This is a genomic window from Sulfitobacter aestuariivivens, from assembly GCF_014763045.1.
In the GTDB taxonomy this organism is placed as follows: domain Bacteria; phylum Pseudomonadota; class Alphaproteobacteria; order Rhodobacterales; family Rhodobacteraceae; genus Sulfitobacter; species Sulfitobacter aestuariivivens.
Window position 1 is genome coordinate 206,454 of record NZ_JACTAG010000002.1, and the last position, 15,148, is coordinate 221,601.

18 protein-coding genes and 1 tRNA gene are annotated in these 15,148 nt (G+C 58.7%); 11 read left to right on the plus strand and 8 right to left on the minus strand.

Going from position 1 to position 15,148, the window contains the following annotated elements:
- Positions 1-26: 26 nt before the first annotated feature.
- The 3 genes from H9Q16_RS20635 to H9Q16_RS10785 all read left to right on the plus strand — a co-directional run bounded on the left by H9Q16_RS20635 (position 27) and on the right by H9Q16_RS10785 (position 1,992).
- A complete protein-coding gene (locus tag H9Q16_RS20635; RefSeq protein WP_343067831.1) occupies positions 27-680 on the plus strand; it encodes a CatB-related O-acetyltransferase in 654 nt (217 codons plus the stop codon).
- Between the two features lie 208 nt (positions 681-888).
- On the plus strand, positions 889-1,734 hold the full coding sequence (locus tag H9Q16_RS10780) for an HTD2 family dehydratase (protein ID WP_191075439.1): 846 nt from the start codon (positions 889-891) through the stop codon (positions 1,732-1,734).
- A gap of 182 nt (positions 1,735-1,916) precedes the next feature.
- Positions 1,917-1,992 (plus strand) — tRNA-Trp (locus tag H9Q16_RS10785).
- Positions 1,993-2,018: 26 nt separating this feature from the next.
- Here H9Q16_RS10785 and H9Q16_RS10790 read toward each other — a convergent pair.
- Positions 2,019-2,711: a helix-turn-helix transcriptional regulator gene (locus H9Q16_RS10790; protein ID WP_191075440.1), complete on the minus strand. Its 693-nt coding sequence runs from the start codon at positions 2,709-2,711 to the stop codon at positions 2,019-2,021.
- A 90-nt stretch (positions 2,712-2,801) separates the two neighbouring features.
- Between H9Q16_RS10790 and H9Q16_RS10795 the strand changes: the two genes are divergently transcribed.
- The 4 genes from H9Q16_RS10795 (at position 2,802) to nusG (ending at position 5,544) form a co-directional block, all read left to right on the plus strand.
- Positions 2,802-3,770 carry a DMT family transporter gene (locus H9Q16_RS10795; protein WP_191075441.1) on the plus strand — a complete coding sequence of 323 codons (969 nt, stop codon included), beginning with the start codon at positions 2,802-2,804 and terminating at the stop codon, positions 3,768-3,770.
- On the plus strand, positions 3,748-4,527 hold the full coding sequence (locus tag H9Q16_RS10800) for a hypothetical protein (protein WP_191075442.1): 780 nt from the start codon (positions 3,748-3,750) through the stop codon (positions 4,525-4,527). Before H9Q16_RS10795 ends, H9Q16_RS10800 begins: the two co-directional genes overlap by 23 nt.
- Positions 4,528-4,603: 76 nt before the next feature.
- Positions 4,604-4,801: a preprotein translocase subunit SecE gene (secE, locus tag H9Q16_RS10805; protein ID WP_191075443.1), complete on the plus strand. Its 198-nt coding sequence runs from the start codon at positions 4,604-4,606 to the stop codon at positions 4,799-4,801.
- A gap of 209 nt (positions 4,802-5,010) precedes the next feature.
- Complete coding sequence (gene nusG / locus H9Q16_RS10810; RefSeq protein WP_191075444.1) at positions 5,011-5,544, plus strand: transcription termination/antitermination protein NusG; 534 nt, start codon at positions 5,011-5,013, stop codon at positions 5,542-5,544.
- A gap of 53 nt (positions 5,545-5,597) precedes the next feature.
- On the opposite strand, the gene H9Q16_RS10815 is transcribed toward nusG, so the two are convergent.
- Positions 5,598-6,233 carry a DUF998 domain-containing protein gene (locus tag H9Q16_RS10815; RefSeq protein WP_191075445.1) on the minus strand — a complete coding sequence of 212 codons (636 nt, stop codon included), beginning with the start codon at positions 6,231-6,233 and terminating at the stop codon, positions 5,598-5,600.
- A 60-nt stretch (positions 6,234-6,293) separates the two neighbouring features.
- Positions 6,294-6,755 carry a redox-sensitive transcriptional activator SoxR gene (gene soxR, locus H9Q16_RS10820; RefSeq protein ID WP_191075446.1) on the minus strand — a complete coding sequence of 154 codons (462 nt, stop codon included), beginning with the start codon at positions 6,753-6,755 and terminating at the stop codon, positions 6,294-6,296.
- A gap of 79 nt (positions 6,756-6,834) precedes the next feature.
- Here soxR and H9Q16_RS10825 point away from each other — a divergent pair, with 79 nt between their 5' ends.
- The 4 genes from H9Q16_RS10825 (at position 6,835) to H9Q16_RS10840 (ending at position 9,993) form a co-directional block, all read left to right on the plus strand.
- Complete coding sequence (locus H9Q16_RS10825; protein ID WP_191075447.1) at positions 6,835-7,215, plus strand: VOC family protein; 381 nt, start codon at positions 6,835-6,837, stop codon at positions 7,213-7,215.
- A gap of 273 nt (positions 7,216-7,488) precedes the next feature.
- Positions 7,489-7,959 carry a transcription elongation factor GreA gene (gene greA / locus H9Q16_RS10830; protein ID WP_191075448.1) on the plus strand — a complete coding sequence of 157 codons (471 nt, stop codon included), beginning with the start codon at positions 7,489-7,491 and terminating at the stop codon, positions 7,957-7,959.
- Positions 7,960-7,973: 14 nt separating this feature from the next.
- Positions 7,974-9,047, plus strand: coding sequence for a hypothetical protein (locus H9Q16_RS10835; protein WP_246455709.1), 1,074 nt, complete (start codon positions 7,974-7,976; stop codon positions 9,045-9,047).
- A 175-nt stretch (positions 9,048-9,222) separates the two neighbouring features.
- Positions 9,223-9,993, plus strand: coding sequence for a Crp/Fnr family transcriptional regulator (locus H9Q16_RS10840; RefSeq protein WP_191075449.1), 771 nt, complete (start codon positions 9,223-9,225; stop codon positions 9,991-9,993).
- A 48-nt stretch (positions 9,994-10,041) separates the two neighbouring features.
- Here H9Q16_RS10840 and H9Q16_RS10845 read toward each other — a convergent pair whose 3' ends face one another.
- The 5 genes from H9Q16_RS10845 to H9Q16_RS10865 all read right to left on the minus strand — a co-directional run bounded on the left by H9Q16_RS10845 (position 10,042) and on the right by H9Q16_RS10865 (position 15,114).
- Positions 10,042-10,878: a c-type cytochrome gene (locus tag H9Q16_RS10845; protein WP_191075450.1), complete on the minus strand. Its 837-nt coding sequence runs from the start codon at positions 10,876-10,878 to the stop codon at positions 10,042-10,044.
- A gap of 189 nt (positions 10,879-11,067) precedes the next feature.
- Positions 11,068-13,134 carry a molybdopterin-binding protein gene (locus tag H9Q16_RS10850; RefSeq protein WP_343067832.1) on the minus strand — a complete coding sequence of 689 codons (2,067 nt, stop codon included), beginning with the start codon at positions 13,132-13,134 and terminating at the stop codon, positions 11,068-11,070.
- A complete protein-coding gene (gene mobB, locus H9Q16_RS10855; protein ID WP_191075451.1) occupies positions 13,131-13,622 on the minus strand; it encodes a molybdopterin-guanine dinucleotide biosynthesis protein B in 492 nt (163 codons plus the stop codon). The genes H9Q16_RS10850 and mobB overlap by 4 nt, the downstream gene beginning before the upstream one ends.
- A complete protein-coding gene (gene mobA, locus H9Q16_RS10860; protein WP_191076780.1) occupies positions 13,619-14,221 on the minus strand; it encodes a molybdenum cofactor guanylyltransferase MobA in 603 nt (200 codons plus the stop codon). The genes mobB and mobA overlap by 4 nt, the downstream gene beginning before the upstream one ends.
- Positions 14,222-14,226: 5 nt before the next feature.
- Entirely contained in the window at positions 14,227-15,114 is an 888-nt protein-coding gene (locus tag H9Q16_RS10865; RefSeq protein WP_191076781.1) for a formate dehydrogenase accessory sulfurtransferase FdhD, read from the minus strand.
- Positions 15,115-15,148: the final 34 nt, after the last annotated feature.

The following is a 15,148-nucleotide window of genomic DNA, read 5'->3' on the forward strand; positions in this document are numbered from 1 at the left end:
CAACCTGCAAGCAGGACATTGCGCCCGTGCCCTTCCCGCCATCCGATACAAAATACCCCGTTATCTTGCCAGACGGCAGCGCCCATACCGGGACGGTTTTCCTTTCAGCGGCGATTGATCACCCGCGCATCTCGGCGGGGGCCTATTCCTATGCCAGCGCTTTTGATCCGCCCGAGGACTGGTCCGCGCGACTGGCCCCCTATCTCTTTGATTTCAGCCCTGAGCGTCTGGACATCGGTTCGTTCTGTCAGATTGCCGATGGTGCGGTATTCATCACCGCGTCGGCTAATCACCGCTTTGACGGTATTTCGTCCTACCCCTTCGCGATATTTGACGACGCGTCGAACGACGGGCGACCCTCCATGCCCGCGCCCGGCAAGGACACGGTGATTGGCCACGATGTCTGGATAGGACAGGGTGCCCGCATTCTGCCGGGTGTCACACTGGGGAACGGCGTGATCGTTGGCGCGGGCGCTGTAGTCTGTGCGGATGTGCCAGATTATTGCATCGTTGCCGGCAATCCGGCACGCATCATCAGGCGGCGCTTTTCCCCCTCCGATGCTGCTGCTCTTTGCGAGATTGCCTGGTGGCGCTGGCCCATCGAAGACATTCTTGCCAACGAACAGGAAATATCAGGCGCTGACATTTCCGCATTACGGACTGTCGCTGCACGATACTAGGTTTTCACCCAGACCCAAGCCCGAATGCAGGACAAAATGCGACGTGCGACATCTCGTCATCAGGCGGCAAAATTGCCAGCAACAGGTGATGGTTAATATATGCGTATGCATTTAAATGGGTCCTTTTCTACCGTCTTTCAGTCACGTCGCGCTTGAAATCGGCGCATTTCGAACGATCTTGTTGCTTTCTAGCATAAAGTGTGAGGCCATGGATCAGATCAATTTTAACGCTTGGATCGACAGAACCGAGACGTTTTCAGGCGCCATCTCCGAACAGACGGCGAAACAAATCCATACGGTGCTGGGCAAAGCCGCATCGGCGCCGTTGGCGGACGGGTCGCCCCTACCGTCTTTGTGGCACTGGTTTGCCTTTCCCTCTGCATTCCCGGCAACGGATCTGCACGAAGACGGCAACGGGCAGATAAGTGAACTGATCCCCCCAATGGGTCAAAACAGGCGTGTCAGCACCGAAGGGCACCTGGAGTTCATCCAGCCACTGAAAGTGGGCGAAACGTTGGGCAGGTCAACGCAGGTGGCCAACGTCGAGCGTTTTGGCGATGGAGAAAAAGAACGATTCCGGATCAGTCTTGATCACCAAATCCATGGGGATGCCGGGCTTTGCGTCCTTGAAAGACAGCAGATCGACTATCTGCCGATCCCGGGTGACGAACCTGACATTGCGCTTCAAACAGTGCCTTGCGGCCTTGATATCGACGAGCCTTACAGCCTGTCGACGCCTCTTCTGTTTCGGTACTCTGCCCTGACCTTCAACGCGCATCGGATTCACTACGACCTGCCTTATGCACAGAACATCGAAAAGTACCCCGATATTGTCGTGCAGCCCCAGTTACAGGCCAACCTGTTGATGGACCTTGCCACGCGACATCGGGGCAGTGCGCCGATGTTCTTTTCCTACCGGAACCTGCACCCGCTATTTTCACGAGACGCGCTGCGGTTGCAGGTCGTCCGGCACGCCCCGGAAGAGTGGCACTTGTATTCGGTCGTCGACGATCGGCACCCGTGCATGCAGGCCACCGCGATCTGGGAGGACTAAGCAACAATCGGCCTCGTCCAGGGGGACTAGGGGTCAGGTTGCCGCGAAATAATCTTCGTCAGAGCGCATGTTCCTGCCAATGCGTCATACCGGACAGCCGTCGCATAGTTGAATTATCCCGATACTCGGCGCCGAACCCTCTTGATCCCTGCTGCAATTACGACTACCCCAAGCCCCGGCACAGGGGTTTAGCTCAGTTGGTAGAGCATCGGTCTCCAAAACCGAGGGTCGTGGGTTCGAGTCCCTCAGCCCCTGCCAGCCAAACCATCAAATTGCATCCTTCTTCAATCGATCGAAAGCGCGCGGGTCGTCACCGTTTGTGCCTTTTGTGTCTGTTCCCACTCATGCAGCAGCGCCGCACCCGCACCTTTGAAATCCGCCTCTTGCGTCGCCAGGTGCTCAATTCGGTCCAGCCTGAAGTGGCGCAGCCCTTTGCGCAATTCACACCACGCCGCAATCATCACAGCATCAACATAATAGATCAGCACAAGTGGCCAGATTACCCGCTTTGTTGCGGCGCCTGATCCGTCCACATAGCGGATCGCCAGCTTGCGCTCTTCGCGGATGGCCGCACGGAGGTGACCCAGATCGACGGTGCTTATCTCGTCCAGGCCCCAGCTTGACGTGACCAGGCGTCGGGTGCCCGGTGCCACGGCCTGAAGCTTGCGCGATGCCCGCCCGGCTGCGCGCCAGAGCCCCGGATCGCCTGTGCGCGCGATAAGGCTGAGCCCCACGGCAATCGCCTCGGCCTCTTCAACCTCAAGATTGATCGGCGGCAGGTCGTACCCCTTGCGCATGACATAGCCAACACCAGCCTCGCCCAGAATGGGGGTCTGCATGGCCTGCAAACTGGCGATATCGCGATAAATCGTGCGCTCCGACACTTCCAGCACCTGTGCCATCTGCTGCGCCCGCACCGGTTTTTCAGCCGCGCGTAGAATTTGGATGATTTCGAAAAGGCGGCTGGATTTCGACATGGGCATCCTTTTTTGTGCCCACCCTACACTCCTGACAAGCTGATGTCAGGAGGGATCGATTAGACGACCCTGACCCAATCAGGACATCTCATGACCTCGCTTGCCACTAACCAACGCAATACAGGCGCTCTGCTTGTCGTTCTTTCGGCGGTCGTCTTCAGCACCGCCGGCATCTTCACCAAAAGCGTGACGGCGGACGCCTGGCAGGTAATCTTTTGGCGGGGACTGACAGCAGCAGCCTTTACGTTGTTTTATCTACTGTTGCGCGGACGGCTGGGGTCAGAAATCCGGGCTTTCGGGATCCCAGCGCTGTTGGTGGTCGGGTTGGGCGCAGCGGGCAGCGCCGCCTTTGTGACGTCATTCAAGCTGACATCGGTGGCCAATGTTGCGTTAATCTATGGCGCTGCGCCATTTCTGGCGGCAGGTCTGTCGTGGGCACTGACCCGGGAACGCCCCACCCGGACGGTTATGATTGCAAGTGTTGCAGGATTTTCCGGCGTAGCACTTATTGTGTCTGGCTCTTTGGGTGGCGGTACATTGGCGGGCGACGCGCTGGCCCTATTCATGACAGCAATGCTGGCAGGGATCATGGTGATTTATCGCAGGTTCCCTGCTACGACGGCGGCGCTTCCAGCGGCGCTCTCATCCATTGTTCTCTTGCCCATTGCCGCACGATTTTCTGATCCGATGCAAACTGTACTCGCTGAGATACCGACGCTTGCGGCATTCGGACTGGTCTTTGCTGTCGCGTCTGTCACGCTGTCGGAAGGCGCGCGTCGCCTGCCAGCAGCCGAGACCGCGCTTTTGTCCACGCTTGAGTTGCCCCTCGCCCCGGTCCTCGCACTTATCATTCTCAGCGAGGCCCCACCTCTGACCACGGTCGCCGGCGGACTGATCGTTCTCATTTCCGTGGTTTGGTCGCAGCGCCGCACATCCAATGTCGCGACGACGAGAAGCCACACTTCCGCCACAAAAACGCCGCCGAACGGTCCGATCTCTGCGGTATCCCTGCGGGCAACGCGTGAGAGAGACGACAATGACAGCAAATCCAAAGACTGAACAACCGTCCCCGGCCGACGATCTTGACCCCAATTCTCTGGCGGCCATTCGCAACCTTTTGGCGCGCGAAGACAGCGCCAAGGTGGCCAGTCCCGCTGTTGAACCGGCCATTAAGAACCCCGAAGTCGAAACCACGGAGCCTGCGATGGACGCAACTGGTCCCGACGCTGTAGCAGACGACGAAAATCGCGCCCCTGACGCAGTCGATGAGCCGGAAGCCGATCTCGAAAACACAGTCGTGGCCCTGGTCGCGAGACAACCCGCTCCGACTGAAGCGGCACCAAAGGATGTGGTTCACAAGGTCATAGCGGATCAAAAGAAGGCTGAAGGCAAAATTGCGGGTCTTGTGGCACGCCTCAAATCCCGCATCACCGGATACCGACCCAAGCCAAAGCATATCCTGATCACCGGCAGTCTGTTGCTGGTTTACTTCCGCCCTTGGCTGGTTTTGGGGCTGTTCTTCCTGTTGGCCTTCATCTTCGTCGGCATCTTGCTGATCCTCGGCTATGACGGGTTTTGGCGGCGCACGATGGCCATCGCGCGATGGCACGCCCGGCGTAGCCCATCACGATCCGCAGAATTGCACCGCCGTCTGGATAATTTCGCCATGCGGTTTGACGCATTTCTTGATCGGTTCCCCGAAGGATCTGTGGATGGCCTGTATCTGCCAGACTTTGGCGATATCGCAGAAGCAGAGGCGCGCCATGACGCGGCACTGGACCGACGGTTGTCCGGTTTGCGCGAATCTGACGCCTGATCCACCTCGCATGCAGGGTTGAAACCACCGCAGACTGCCGTTACATCGCGATCAGGCAGCAAGGGATACCGCAGGCATGGCCATCACAAATCCGTTCCAGTTTCTTCAGCAAGTACGTGCTGAGGTTGCCAAGGTCGTCTGGCCCACCCGCCGCGAGGTGATGCTGACCACTGTGATGGTGTTCATTCTGGCGGCCCTCACTGCGATTTTCTTCGCAATCGTGGACATTCTGATCCGTGGTGGCCTGCAAACAGTGCTGAACTTTTTCGGCTAAATCGCCATTTGCCAAAAATCGCAGGTCTGACTTGAAACCAGTCGGGTTGAGCGGTATTGCGCAGTTCCGAGCAAGACAGGCGTGCGGCGATTCGAGTTGCGCGCCGATTTTTTATCAGGCGAGGCCAGAACAAGCTCTGGAATCGCATCACAGATCAGGTGTGACGGGCAAGCGCCCCGACGGCACCCCAAGCAGAGGCCTTTAGCGAGATGGCAAAACGGTGGTATTCGGTCAGTGTCCTGTCGAACTTTGAGAAAAAGATCGCAGAGCAAATCCGTCAGTCCGTTGAGGATCAAAGCCTCGGGGATCAGATCGACGAAGTGCTGGTGCCCACCGAAGAAGTGATCGAGGTCCGCCGCGGCAAGAAGGTCACGACAGAGCGTCGCTTTATGCCCGGATACGTTCTGGTGCACATGGAAATGTCCGATCAGGGTTACCACCTGATCAACTCCATCAACCGTGTTACCGGTTTTCTGGGCCCGCAAGGCCGCCCCATGCCGATGCGCGACGCCGAGGTCGAAGCCATCCTGGGCCGTGTCGCCGAAGGCGAAGAGGCACCGCGCACGCTGATCCATTTCGAAATCGGCGAGAAGGTCAAAGTGGCCGATGGCCCGTTCGAGGACTTCGATGGTATGGTCGAGGAAGTCGACGACGAGAACCAGCGCCTCAAGGTGACGGTATCGATCTTTGGACGTGAGACCCCGGTCGAGCTGGAGTTTACACAGGTTTCCAAGCAGGGCTGATCCAGGGCAATCCTGTCAGATCGTTCTGTTAGCCGCCTACCGATGGGCTGTTATCAGTTACCTGTCTGCTGACGTCCGGCAAAGCGCCACAGCGCGACGCCGAATAGAATGCTCCAGACCACGCAGATCAATCCAAGGCCCCGTTCCCACAGCCCATCCCATTCGGTTGGAAGCATGAAAAAGACGGGCGCGCCGACGATCCACAGTCCAAAGCATGTCCAGGATGACCAGCCAAGCCAGTCACCAAAGCGCGGGCTTTCAAGCGCGAGCAGCGCAAAGACAGCCGCGAAAAGCGCGCCCAGTGCGTAGACGACGTAAACATGGATCACGACGCCTTCGTTGTCACCGTCCCCATATTCGTTGCGCGCGCCGATGATGATCACGCAGACCGCCAGCAGGATCAGCGCCAGCGTCAGACCCGACCACCGCGTAGCACCATTGTGCAGATGCGCGGCCCCCAGGCTGAGCGCGCACAAAGCTGCGGCAAATCCATAAAGTGCGACATCCTGAATGATCTCAAAGCGTCCGGCACCCAGGTCGCTGATTGTATCGGCGACAAAATCGTGCCCCGGCACAACGATGGACCCGACGATGTTTCCCGCTACAGCCAAAACTGCCCCCACAACCGCAACAACGGCCAGAAGGCGCAAAAATCCAGGTGCCAGAAATTGATGCGGATCTTGGGGCATGGGGCGCCTCGTACAGTGGAACTACGCCCTCTAAACGCATGAAAGGCTCATTGGGTCCGGTTAATCAGAGGTCCGGGGCCGATCCCCCATCAGATATCGTGGTCCTGGCCCATTTTTCGCGGCCTGATCCGCCGGATTGTAAAGCGCGCAATTCTCAAGGCTCAGACAACCACACCCGATGCAGCCATCCAGATTGTCCCGCAGCCGCGTCAAGGTGTCGATCCGCTGATCAAGTGCGGCCCGAAATCCCGCGCTGATGCGGGCCCAATCGGCCTTGGTCGGAGTACGCCCGCCCGGCAAGAGGTCCAGCTCTGCCTTGATCTGTGGCAATGTGAATCCAAATTGCTGGGCGACCATCACGAAACTCAATCGCCGGATGTCCGCACGCTCGAACCGCCGCTGCCCCCCCGAATTGCGCCATGGATCGATCAACCCCTGCGCTTCGTAATACCGGATCGCAGACACTGCCAGCCCGGTCCGTTTGGCCAATGCCCCGATCGTCAGCCCGTCGTTTACGGCCATTCTGCCTCCAAATTTTTTCCTTGACCTAAAGTTAGGTTTAGCAATTACGGTCGCAAAAGGTCAACAGAAAGGACATGTCATGCCCGCAATATTTGAACACGCAAACATCACAGTCTCTGATCCGGCTGCAACGGCGGCCTGGATGGAGAAGCTCTTTGGCTGGCACCTGCGCTGGGAAGGGGGCGCCATTGCTGGTGGACATACCAAGCACGTGGGCACAGACAGCCAATATGTGGCACTCTATACGCCGGGTACTGCGACGCATTCCAATGGCTCGAGCTATGAAACGACAGGCGGCCTCAATCATCTTGCAGTCGTGGTGGATGATTTGGACGCGACCGAAGCTGCGATAAAGACCCACGGTTTCAAGACCGGCAACCACGCCGATTATGAACCCGGTCGTAGGTTCTACTTCCACGACGACGACGGTATTGAATACGAGGTCGTGCAGTACGATTGAGTTGCGCGTCGCTATGCTTTGGGGCAGGAAACGCCTGAGTGTGCATCCTGAACCCAAAGGGCTCACGCGCCCCAAGAGCGCCAAGAATGGAAATGCGCGTCAGCGCGCCGTTTAACAGCGTGCAAGTGCACCACATGCGCGCCCTGACGCCGATTTTACAAAGCAGATCCTCTTGCATTTAACATGCGCTTTGGGTCAGGTATCCTGAAAGACAACTGAAATGGCCGCGCCCGGGCTTTGCCTTGGCGCGGCACTGCTTACGGGGTGTGCCCAATGGAAAAAATCCCGATGACCCGCGCCGGTCACACAGCTCTTGAGACCGAACTCAAGCACCTGAAATCCAACGAGCGGCCCGCCATCATCAAGGCGATTGCCGAAGCGCGCGAGCATGGCGATCTGTCAGAAAATGCAGAGTATCATTCCGCCAAGGAAAAGCAGTCCTTCATCGAAGGGCGCATCAAAGAGCTTGAGGGCGTCATCTCTCTGGCGGATGTGATCGATCCTTCCAAACTTTCCGGCGCGATCAAGTTCGGGGCAAAAGTCACGCTGGTGGATGAGGACACGGATGAGGAAAAAACCTATCAGATCGTCGGCGAATATGAGGCCAAGATCGAGGACGGGCTATTGAACATCAAATCCCCCATCGCGCGTGCGCTGATCGGCAAAGAAGAAGGTGACAGCGTCGAGGTGCGCACCCCAGGGGGCGAGAAATCCTACGAGGTTCTCAATATCGTTTATGAATAACCGGGGCCCACGTGATGTCTGACACGGCGCAGGACGCACCGCAAAGGGTCGCTGACCCCCGCACCACGGTTGCATCGGATGGCAGCGGCGTCTCTGCGCGGCCAACACCCTTGGGCATCTATGACAAGCCGAGACCCGGCGGGGTGACGGAGATCGAGATCGTTGCCGTCGCGCTTTCCGCGGTGTGGCTGGTGGGCGCAATCATCTTTTTCCTGCTTCAACCCGAAGATCCCAACCCGCAGGAGGGTGAGGGCGGATTGCGGTTCTTGATGACCATGCTGGCAATCTTCATGCCTGTGGCAATGATCTGGGTTGCCGCAACTGCAGCCCGTGCCAGCCGCGTGATGCGCGAGGAAAGCCAGCGGTTGCAAACAGCCATCGATGGCATTCGGCAGGCCTATATCGCTCAGGCCCAGGGGGCTGCGATCCGGCCCGAACCCTCTGTGGCGCGCAAGCTTGATGAAATCGCCGCCGCTGCGAAAAAAACCGAAACTGCGCTGGCAACATTCCAAAGCCGACGCGAAGAATCATCGCGGCCGCCACCACAGCCGGCTGAGGTGTCAGGTGAAGATCAGCCGACACTCGCCCTTGGCACTCAGGCCGCAGACATGGCACCGCTGCTGAGTACAGAAGATTTCATTCGTGCGCTCAATTTTCCCGAAACGGCGGAGGATGAGTTGGGCTTTGCCGCTTTGCGTCGCGCGCTCAAGGATCGTTCTGCCAGCCAGCTTATTCAGGCTGCACAGGATGTGCTGACCCTGCTAAGCCAGGACGGTATCTATATGGACGATTTGCGCCCGGACCGGGCCCGGCCAGAAATCTGGCGCCAATTTGCCGGCGGTGCGCGCGGACGTTCCATAGCGCCACTGGGCGGCATTCGGGATCGCTCCTCTTTGACGCTCACAAATGCGCGGATGAAGCAGGATCCGATCTTTCGCGATGCAGCGCATCACTTTCTGCGCCGGTTTGACAAAAGCTTTGCCGAATTTGAGAGCACGGCATCCGATGGCGAAATCTCGGCTCTTGCCGACACGCGGACGGCACGGGCGTTCATGTTATTGGGCAGGGTCGCCGGCACCTTTGACTAGGAATGATGCCGCGCCGCCCCCTTCCCCATTTTCGCCGTAGATCAAGGTTTCCTCCGATGCTGCAAAGAACGATTGCCCGCAAAATGTGAATTCTTGCCAAAGCTGCTGAATCGCTTCCCAATTGATCAGGCTCTAGTATATCATATGTTATAACCTTTTGAACAAACGGCGAACAATGAGCGAAGACTCCTCAAATCTGCAGGGTATTGTGACGAACTTGCAGCCCCCGACGGCATCAAGCCCGCTTGTGCGCAAGCTTGGGTCGCTTTGCCTTTTGTCCGAAGAGGAGATCAGTTTTCTTGAAGGATGGCAAAATAACACGATCGACGTGGAGGCAGGTGTAGACTTCTTTGTCGAAGGCACTGAACGGAAAACCACCTTCATAATGCTGGAGGGCTGGTCGATCCGCTACACCGTGCTCAGCAATGGACGCCGTCAAATCCTTAGCTATGCGTTGCCTGGTGACATTCTGGGCCTGCATATCAATTTCAACGCCAAGGCGACCTATAGCGCCGCCGCGCTAAGCACGTCACGCCTTGCGGTCGTCGACCCCCGGCGGATTCTTGAGATTTATCAGAAGTTCCCAATCCTGGCGTCGGGCCTTAGCTGGGCCACTGCCCGGGAATTCGCGATCCTAGGCGATCAGACAGTTCGTCTGGGGCGTCTTTCGGCCAAGGCGCGGCTGGCCCATTTGCTGCTCGAGCTTTGGCACCGGCTCGAGTTGATTGGGAACAACGAGGGCAATTGGCTGCAACTGCCAATGACCCAATCTGATCTGGCGGATACGCTGGGCCTTAGCCTCGTGCATACCAACCGCAGCATGGCTGCCCTGCGCAAAAGCGGGTTGGTATCGATGACGAAGAACCACATCAAGCTCGAAAACATCGACGCGCTGGTCCAGATGGCAGAGTTCAATCCCGACCATCTGGCCGAATTCAGCATCTAACAGTCGATCAATTCGGTCCCATCATCACTTTTTTTTTGGTGATCCGGTTTAGCCGCCATTCGGAAGTGGCGGCAGTTGGCGCAGATACAGCACCACCGCGTCCAAATCATTCTCAGTCATTGCCGCATAATGCGGATATCCCATCGGCGGCAACATTCTGGATCCATCCGGGCGGATACCTTGGGTTATCATGGCTTTGATGTCCTCATCAGAATAGCCTGCCAACCCGTCTTGGTGTGTCGTGAGGTTCGGTGACACAGAGGTGCCCCACGGGCCGTGAAATTCAAAGCCGCCGACACCAAGGTGCGTGTCGAACATTGGCCCCTTGTCGCCCATCGGCGTGTGGCATTCGATGCAGTGCGCGACCGGACCAGCAAGGTATTCCCCGTACTCAACACTAACCGCCTGAGGAGGGGCTGAGACGCTTTCAATTGGTGGGCCGTAGGCAGGCGGAAGCGGAATATTGTAGGTCGAGTACGGTGTTTCGTTCTGGCTGGCAGGCACAGTACGCAGGAACGCCACAATCGAGTAAAGATCATCATCCGACAAGCCCCGGTAAAGGCCAATGGGCATCGGAGGGCCGATCACGGACCCGTCTGGCCGTATCCCCTCGCGGATGGCGCGTGCCAGTTCCTCATCGCTCCAATCGGCGACGCGCGCACCGGGCGTGATGTTCACTGCCCAAGCCTCAAATGCGGGATTCTTTTCAACAAGGAAACCGCCCAATTCGTTGGTCATATCCGGGCCGTTGGCTGTTTTGGGAGTATGGCAATTCCCGCACCCTGCAGGGCCGCGCACCAGATATTCGCCGCGCTCGACCGAAGGCTCGGCATGCACCGCCAATGCTGTGAAAGACACGATAAAAGCATTTATTATCATACGCATAGGTCATCTCTCTAATTCGTTTCTGGGATAATAAACTACCGATTAATGATCTCACCATACCCGCTAGGGGAAAAATACAGCAAGCAAATTCAATAAAGGGGCCAGCACACCCGCACGCTCAGAAGGGTCACTTAAGACGCTGGGCCTGGCGGCTTTTCTGCATTTATGGTGCCGCGCCGGGCGCGTATTTCAGGTGCCAAAACTGCCAAAGGGGATAAACCGAACCACGTCACCTGCACTGACCTGCATTGCGGCCTCTGGAAGTTCAACCAGCCCTTCTGCCCAGCTCAGCCCACTGATGCGCCCTGACCCTTCGGAGGCAAAGACCTCAGCCCGGCCTGCGCGGATACGCGCGCGCAAGTACTCCCGCCGGCCCGCCTTTTTCCGTTTGTCAAAAGCGGCAGGCACGTCAAAACCCTGCGGCTCTTCCCAGTCAGCCCCGGCCAGAAGCCCCAATGCCGGGCGCGCGAAAATCAATGTGCAGACCATCGCAGCCACGGGGTTACCAGGCAGCCCAAAGACCGGCACCCCCTGCCACATACCGAGCGCCAGCGGTCGTCCCGGTTTGATCGCAATGCGCCAAAGCGCCATCGCGCCAGCGGCGTCCAGTACCGCTGAGACGTGGTCTTCGTCCCCTGCCGACGCGCCGCCGCTTGTGACAATCGCATCAACTTTGTTCGCTGCGGAATCAAGTCGCGCACGCAAGGCGTCAGCGTCATCGCCCACCCGCCCCAAATCGATGGGAACATGGCCAAACTGTCGGATCATGGCCAGCAGCATCGGACGATTGGCGTCGAAAATCTGTCCCGGCGCAGCCTTCTGCCCCGCGTCGACCAATTCATCACCCGTGGACAACACACCGACCTTGAGCCGCTTGCGCACCCGCACCTGCGACACACCGGTCGCTGTCAACAACGCCAGATCAGCCGCCGCCATCCGCCTGCCCGCCTGCAAGATCTCTGCACCTGCGACGACATCCTCTCCGGCCTTGCGGGTATTGGCACCTGCCTTGATCGGGCCTTGAAAATGGATCGCGCCTGCACGCACAGTGACGTCCTCTTGCAGGATCACCGTGTCAACGCCTGCGGGCAAAGCAGCCCCGGTGAGCACCCGGATTGCCTGGCCCGCCGGAACTGCCCCCGGTGCATCACCGGCGGCCGCCCGCCCCTGTACCAGTGGTAAGACCTGCGCCCCTGCGGGCCGCCCGCCGGCAAAACCATAGCCATCTACAGCCGTGTTCGGCAGCGGCGGATTGGCCCGGCGGGCAAAGCTCGTTGCCGCACTGATGCGTCCCAACGCATCAGCCGTATCGACGGTTTCCTGCCCGGTCACGGGCGATAACCTTGATCGCAACAGCTCCATAGCCTCATCAACTGGCGTCCAGTGCACGCCGGTCGGCAACGCAAAACAATCATTGCGCAAAGGTGCCGGGGTGCCCCTCAACAGCCGCTCAAATCCCAATCCAAAAATCCAGCCTTCCTCCGGGGCATTCACATCCAGGATTTGCGTGAGAGTCTCGGCCGAAAGTGCCGCAACCTGGCGCGCAATTTCTGCGACCTGCCAGGCATCTTTGATTGTTCCCGATGGTGCGGGACCAACCGTCAGAGATGGCCATATTTCGACAATCGCAATTGGTGCGCTTAATGGTTCAAACGGCCAGACAGCGGCATCGAAACGGCGCCGCAAACGCGACAGCACAGGCAGACCCATGAAGACTTGCGAGCCGACCGCCCCCGCCCCGGCCATTTGCCAGCAGGTAAATGCGCCTTTGGCCTGTCCCTCGGCCAGACGGCGTTCGGGGAACGGATTCACATACCCATCCTTGCGCCGGGGCAATCCGGGGACATCACGTTTCAGGCCATTGGCCCAGAACGGACCCTTCCCCCCCACCAGATCACGATTGATCTGCCCGGCCAGATCAAAGCGATTGTTGGCATCCGGGGCGTCGTCAATTTGCTCGGCGAACCAGTCCCACAGGGCCAGAGGATCGCCCTGCCCCGTCAATGCTGCGCAAAAACCTGTCGGATACCCAAACGGAAAATCAAAACCCGCCAACACCCGCCGCCCGGCTGCAAGCTCGTCTTCAAGGAACGCGCCAATCCAGTCTTCGGCTATCTTCCTATTGCGCAGATAGACAGGGTCTTCCACCGTTTCACCCCGCGCGACACCGGCCCAGATCGCATCCGCCTTGGGAACAGCACCGCGATCGTTCCCCCCCGACCAGTCAACCATCAAAACCGTGTCGAACCCGCTCACAGCCCCACCTCTGCCAGGATAAAGTCGGCGATGGCGGCAGTGTCATTGAGATCAAAAACCGGCCGGTCCAGATCAAGCGGCGTGTCACTTGCCACTGCCCGCACAGTGGCATCACCCGGCGCAATCAGGGGGTTCCCAGTGGCAAAGCGATGCGCCTCGACTTTGAGATGTGCGTCGCGCTTGTACCCTTCGATCAGCACCAGATCGACGGGTCTGAGGCGGGTCAGTAGCGCCTCAAGAGTGGGTTCCTCCTGGGCACGTAATTCCTGCAACAGGGCCACGCGGTTTCGCGAGGCCAGCAATACCTCAGAGGCACCCGCAATTCGGTGGCGATAACTGTCCTTGCCCTCGTGATCCACATCGAATGAATGGTGGGCGTGTTTGACGGTGGACACGCTGAAGCCGCGCCCGGTGATCTCTGTCACCAGCCTTTCCATCAGACCGGTCTTGCCCGCGTTTTTCCAGCCGACGACACCATAGAGCCTCATATCATCGCCTCTGCCCGCGCCAGGTCATCGGGCGTGTTGACGTTGAAAAACGCAGCCTCGTCCGGAAAAAGTGCGGTGCGCCCTCCGTGCTGGTCGGTCCAGGCAACAACCTTGCGTACGCCACTGCGCAGGGCTGCTCGCAGGTCATGCCGCAGTGTCACCGGCCACAATCCAAAGGTCGGATGCCGGGCGGTGCCGCGCTTGGGGTCCGGAGTGACCGCAAGAGCAAGAGGTGCCGCCATACCCTCGCTTGCCAAAAGAAGTCGCGGCACGAGATCACAGGGGAAAAATGGCGTATCTGCCGCCGCTGTCACGATACAATCCGCCCCGCGCTCCGCCGCCCAGTCGAGCCCCGCAAGTACGCCCGCCAGGGGACCGGCATAGCCGTCTATGCTGTCAGCAATGACAGGCAGCCCCAGATCGGCAAAGCGGGCCGGATCGCCATTGGCGTTAAGCGCGAATTTGTCCACCTGCGGTGCCAGTCGCGCAATCACGGAGGACATCAGCGTCCCACCTCCAAGCCGCAAGAGACCCTTGTCACCGCCACCCATCCGCGTGGCCAGCCCGCCTGCCAGAATCACACCATGAGGCTGTTTCAACGCGCTCATGCGCTTCCCTTTCGGCCCGATTTGCGCGGTTCTTCGGCCACTGAAGCGGGATCTGCGTCGCGTACAAGTCTATCTTCACCGCTGAGACAAACGAACCGTTGCCCGCGTAGCCGCCCAATCAGGGTAAGTCCCACGCTCTGTGCAATTTCCACCCCCCATGCAGTAAAGCCAGAGCGAGAGGCGAGCACCGGAATGCCCATCATCGCGGTCTTGATCACCATCTCGGATGTCAGCCGCCCGGTCGTATAAAGAATCTTGTCCTCTGGCGATACGCGTTCGGAAAGCATCCAGCCGGCAATCTTGTCCACCGCGTTATGTCGGCCCACATCCTCCATATAGACCAGCGGACGATCGCCCTGGCACAGAACTGTGCCGTGAATGGCCCCGGCCTCAAGATACAGGGACGGCGTGCGGTTGATCCGTGCCGCCAGCGCATAGAGCCATGAGGTTCGCACAGGCGTGGCGGGCAGTTGCACGCTGTCCAGCCCTTCCATCATGTCACCAAAGACGGTGCCAACGGCGCATCCTGATGTGCGGGTTTTGCGTTTGAGCTTGTCCTCATAGTCCGTCGCCCGCGCCGTCCGCACCACAACCGTTTCAAGCTCTTCGTCGAAATCAACGCCCGTTATGGCCTCACCGTCGCGCAACATGCGTTGATTGCGCAGAAAACCCAGGGCCAGATACTCGGGGTAATCCCCAATTGTCATGGCTGTCACGATTTCCTGACCGTTGAGGAAAATCGTAAGCGGACGTTCCTCAACCACCCGAATAGTGGTCTCTACGCCATTATGATCCACGCCTGTGACCGCGCGCGCGAGGCCATCCCGACCAGGATCAGGGGCAATCAGATAGTCAGAGATGTCTGCATCGCGCGCCAATTGTATCCCCCCGAAGATAGCGGTAGTCACCTTGGGTAAT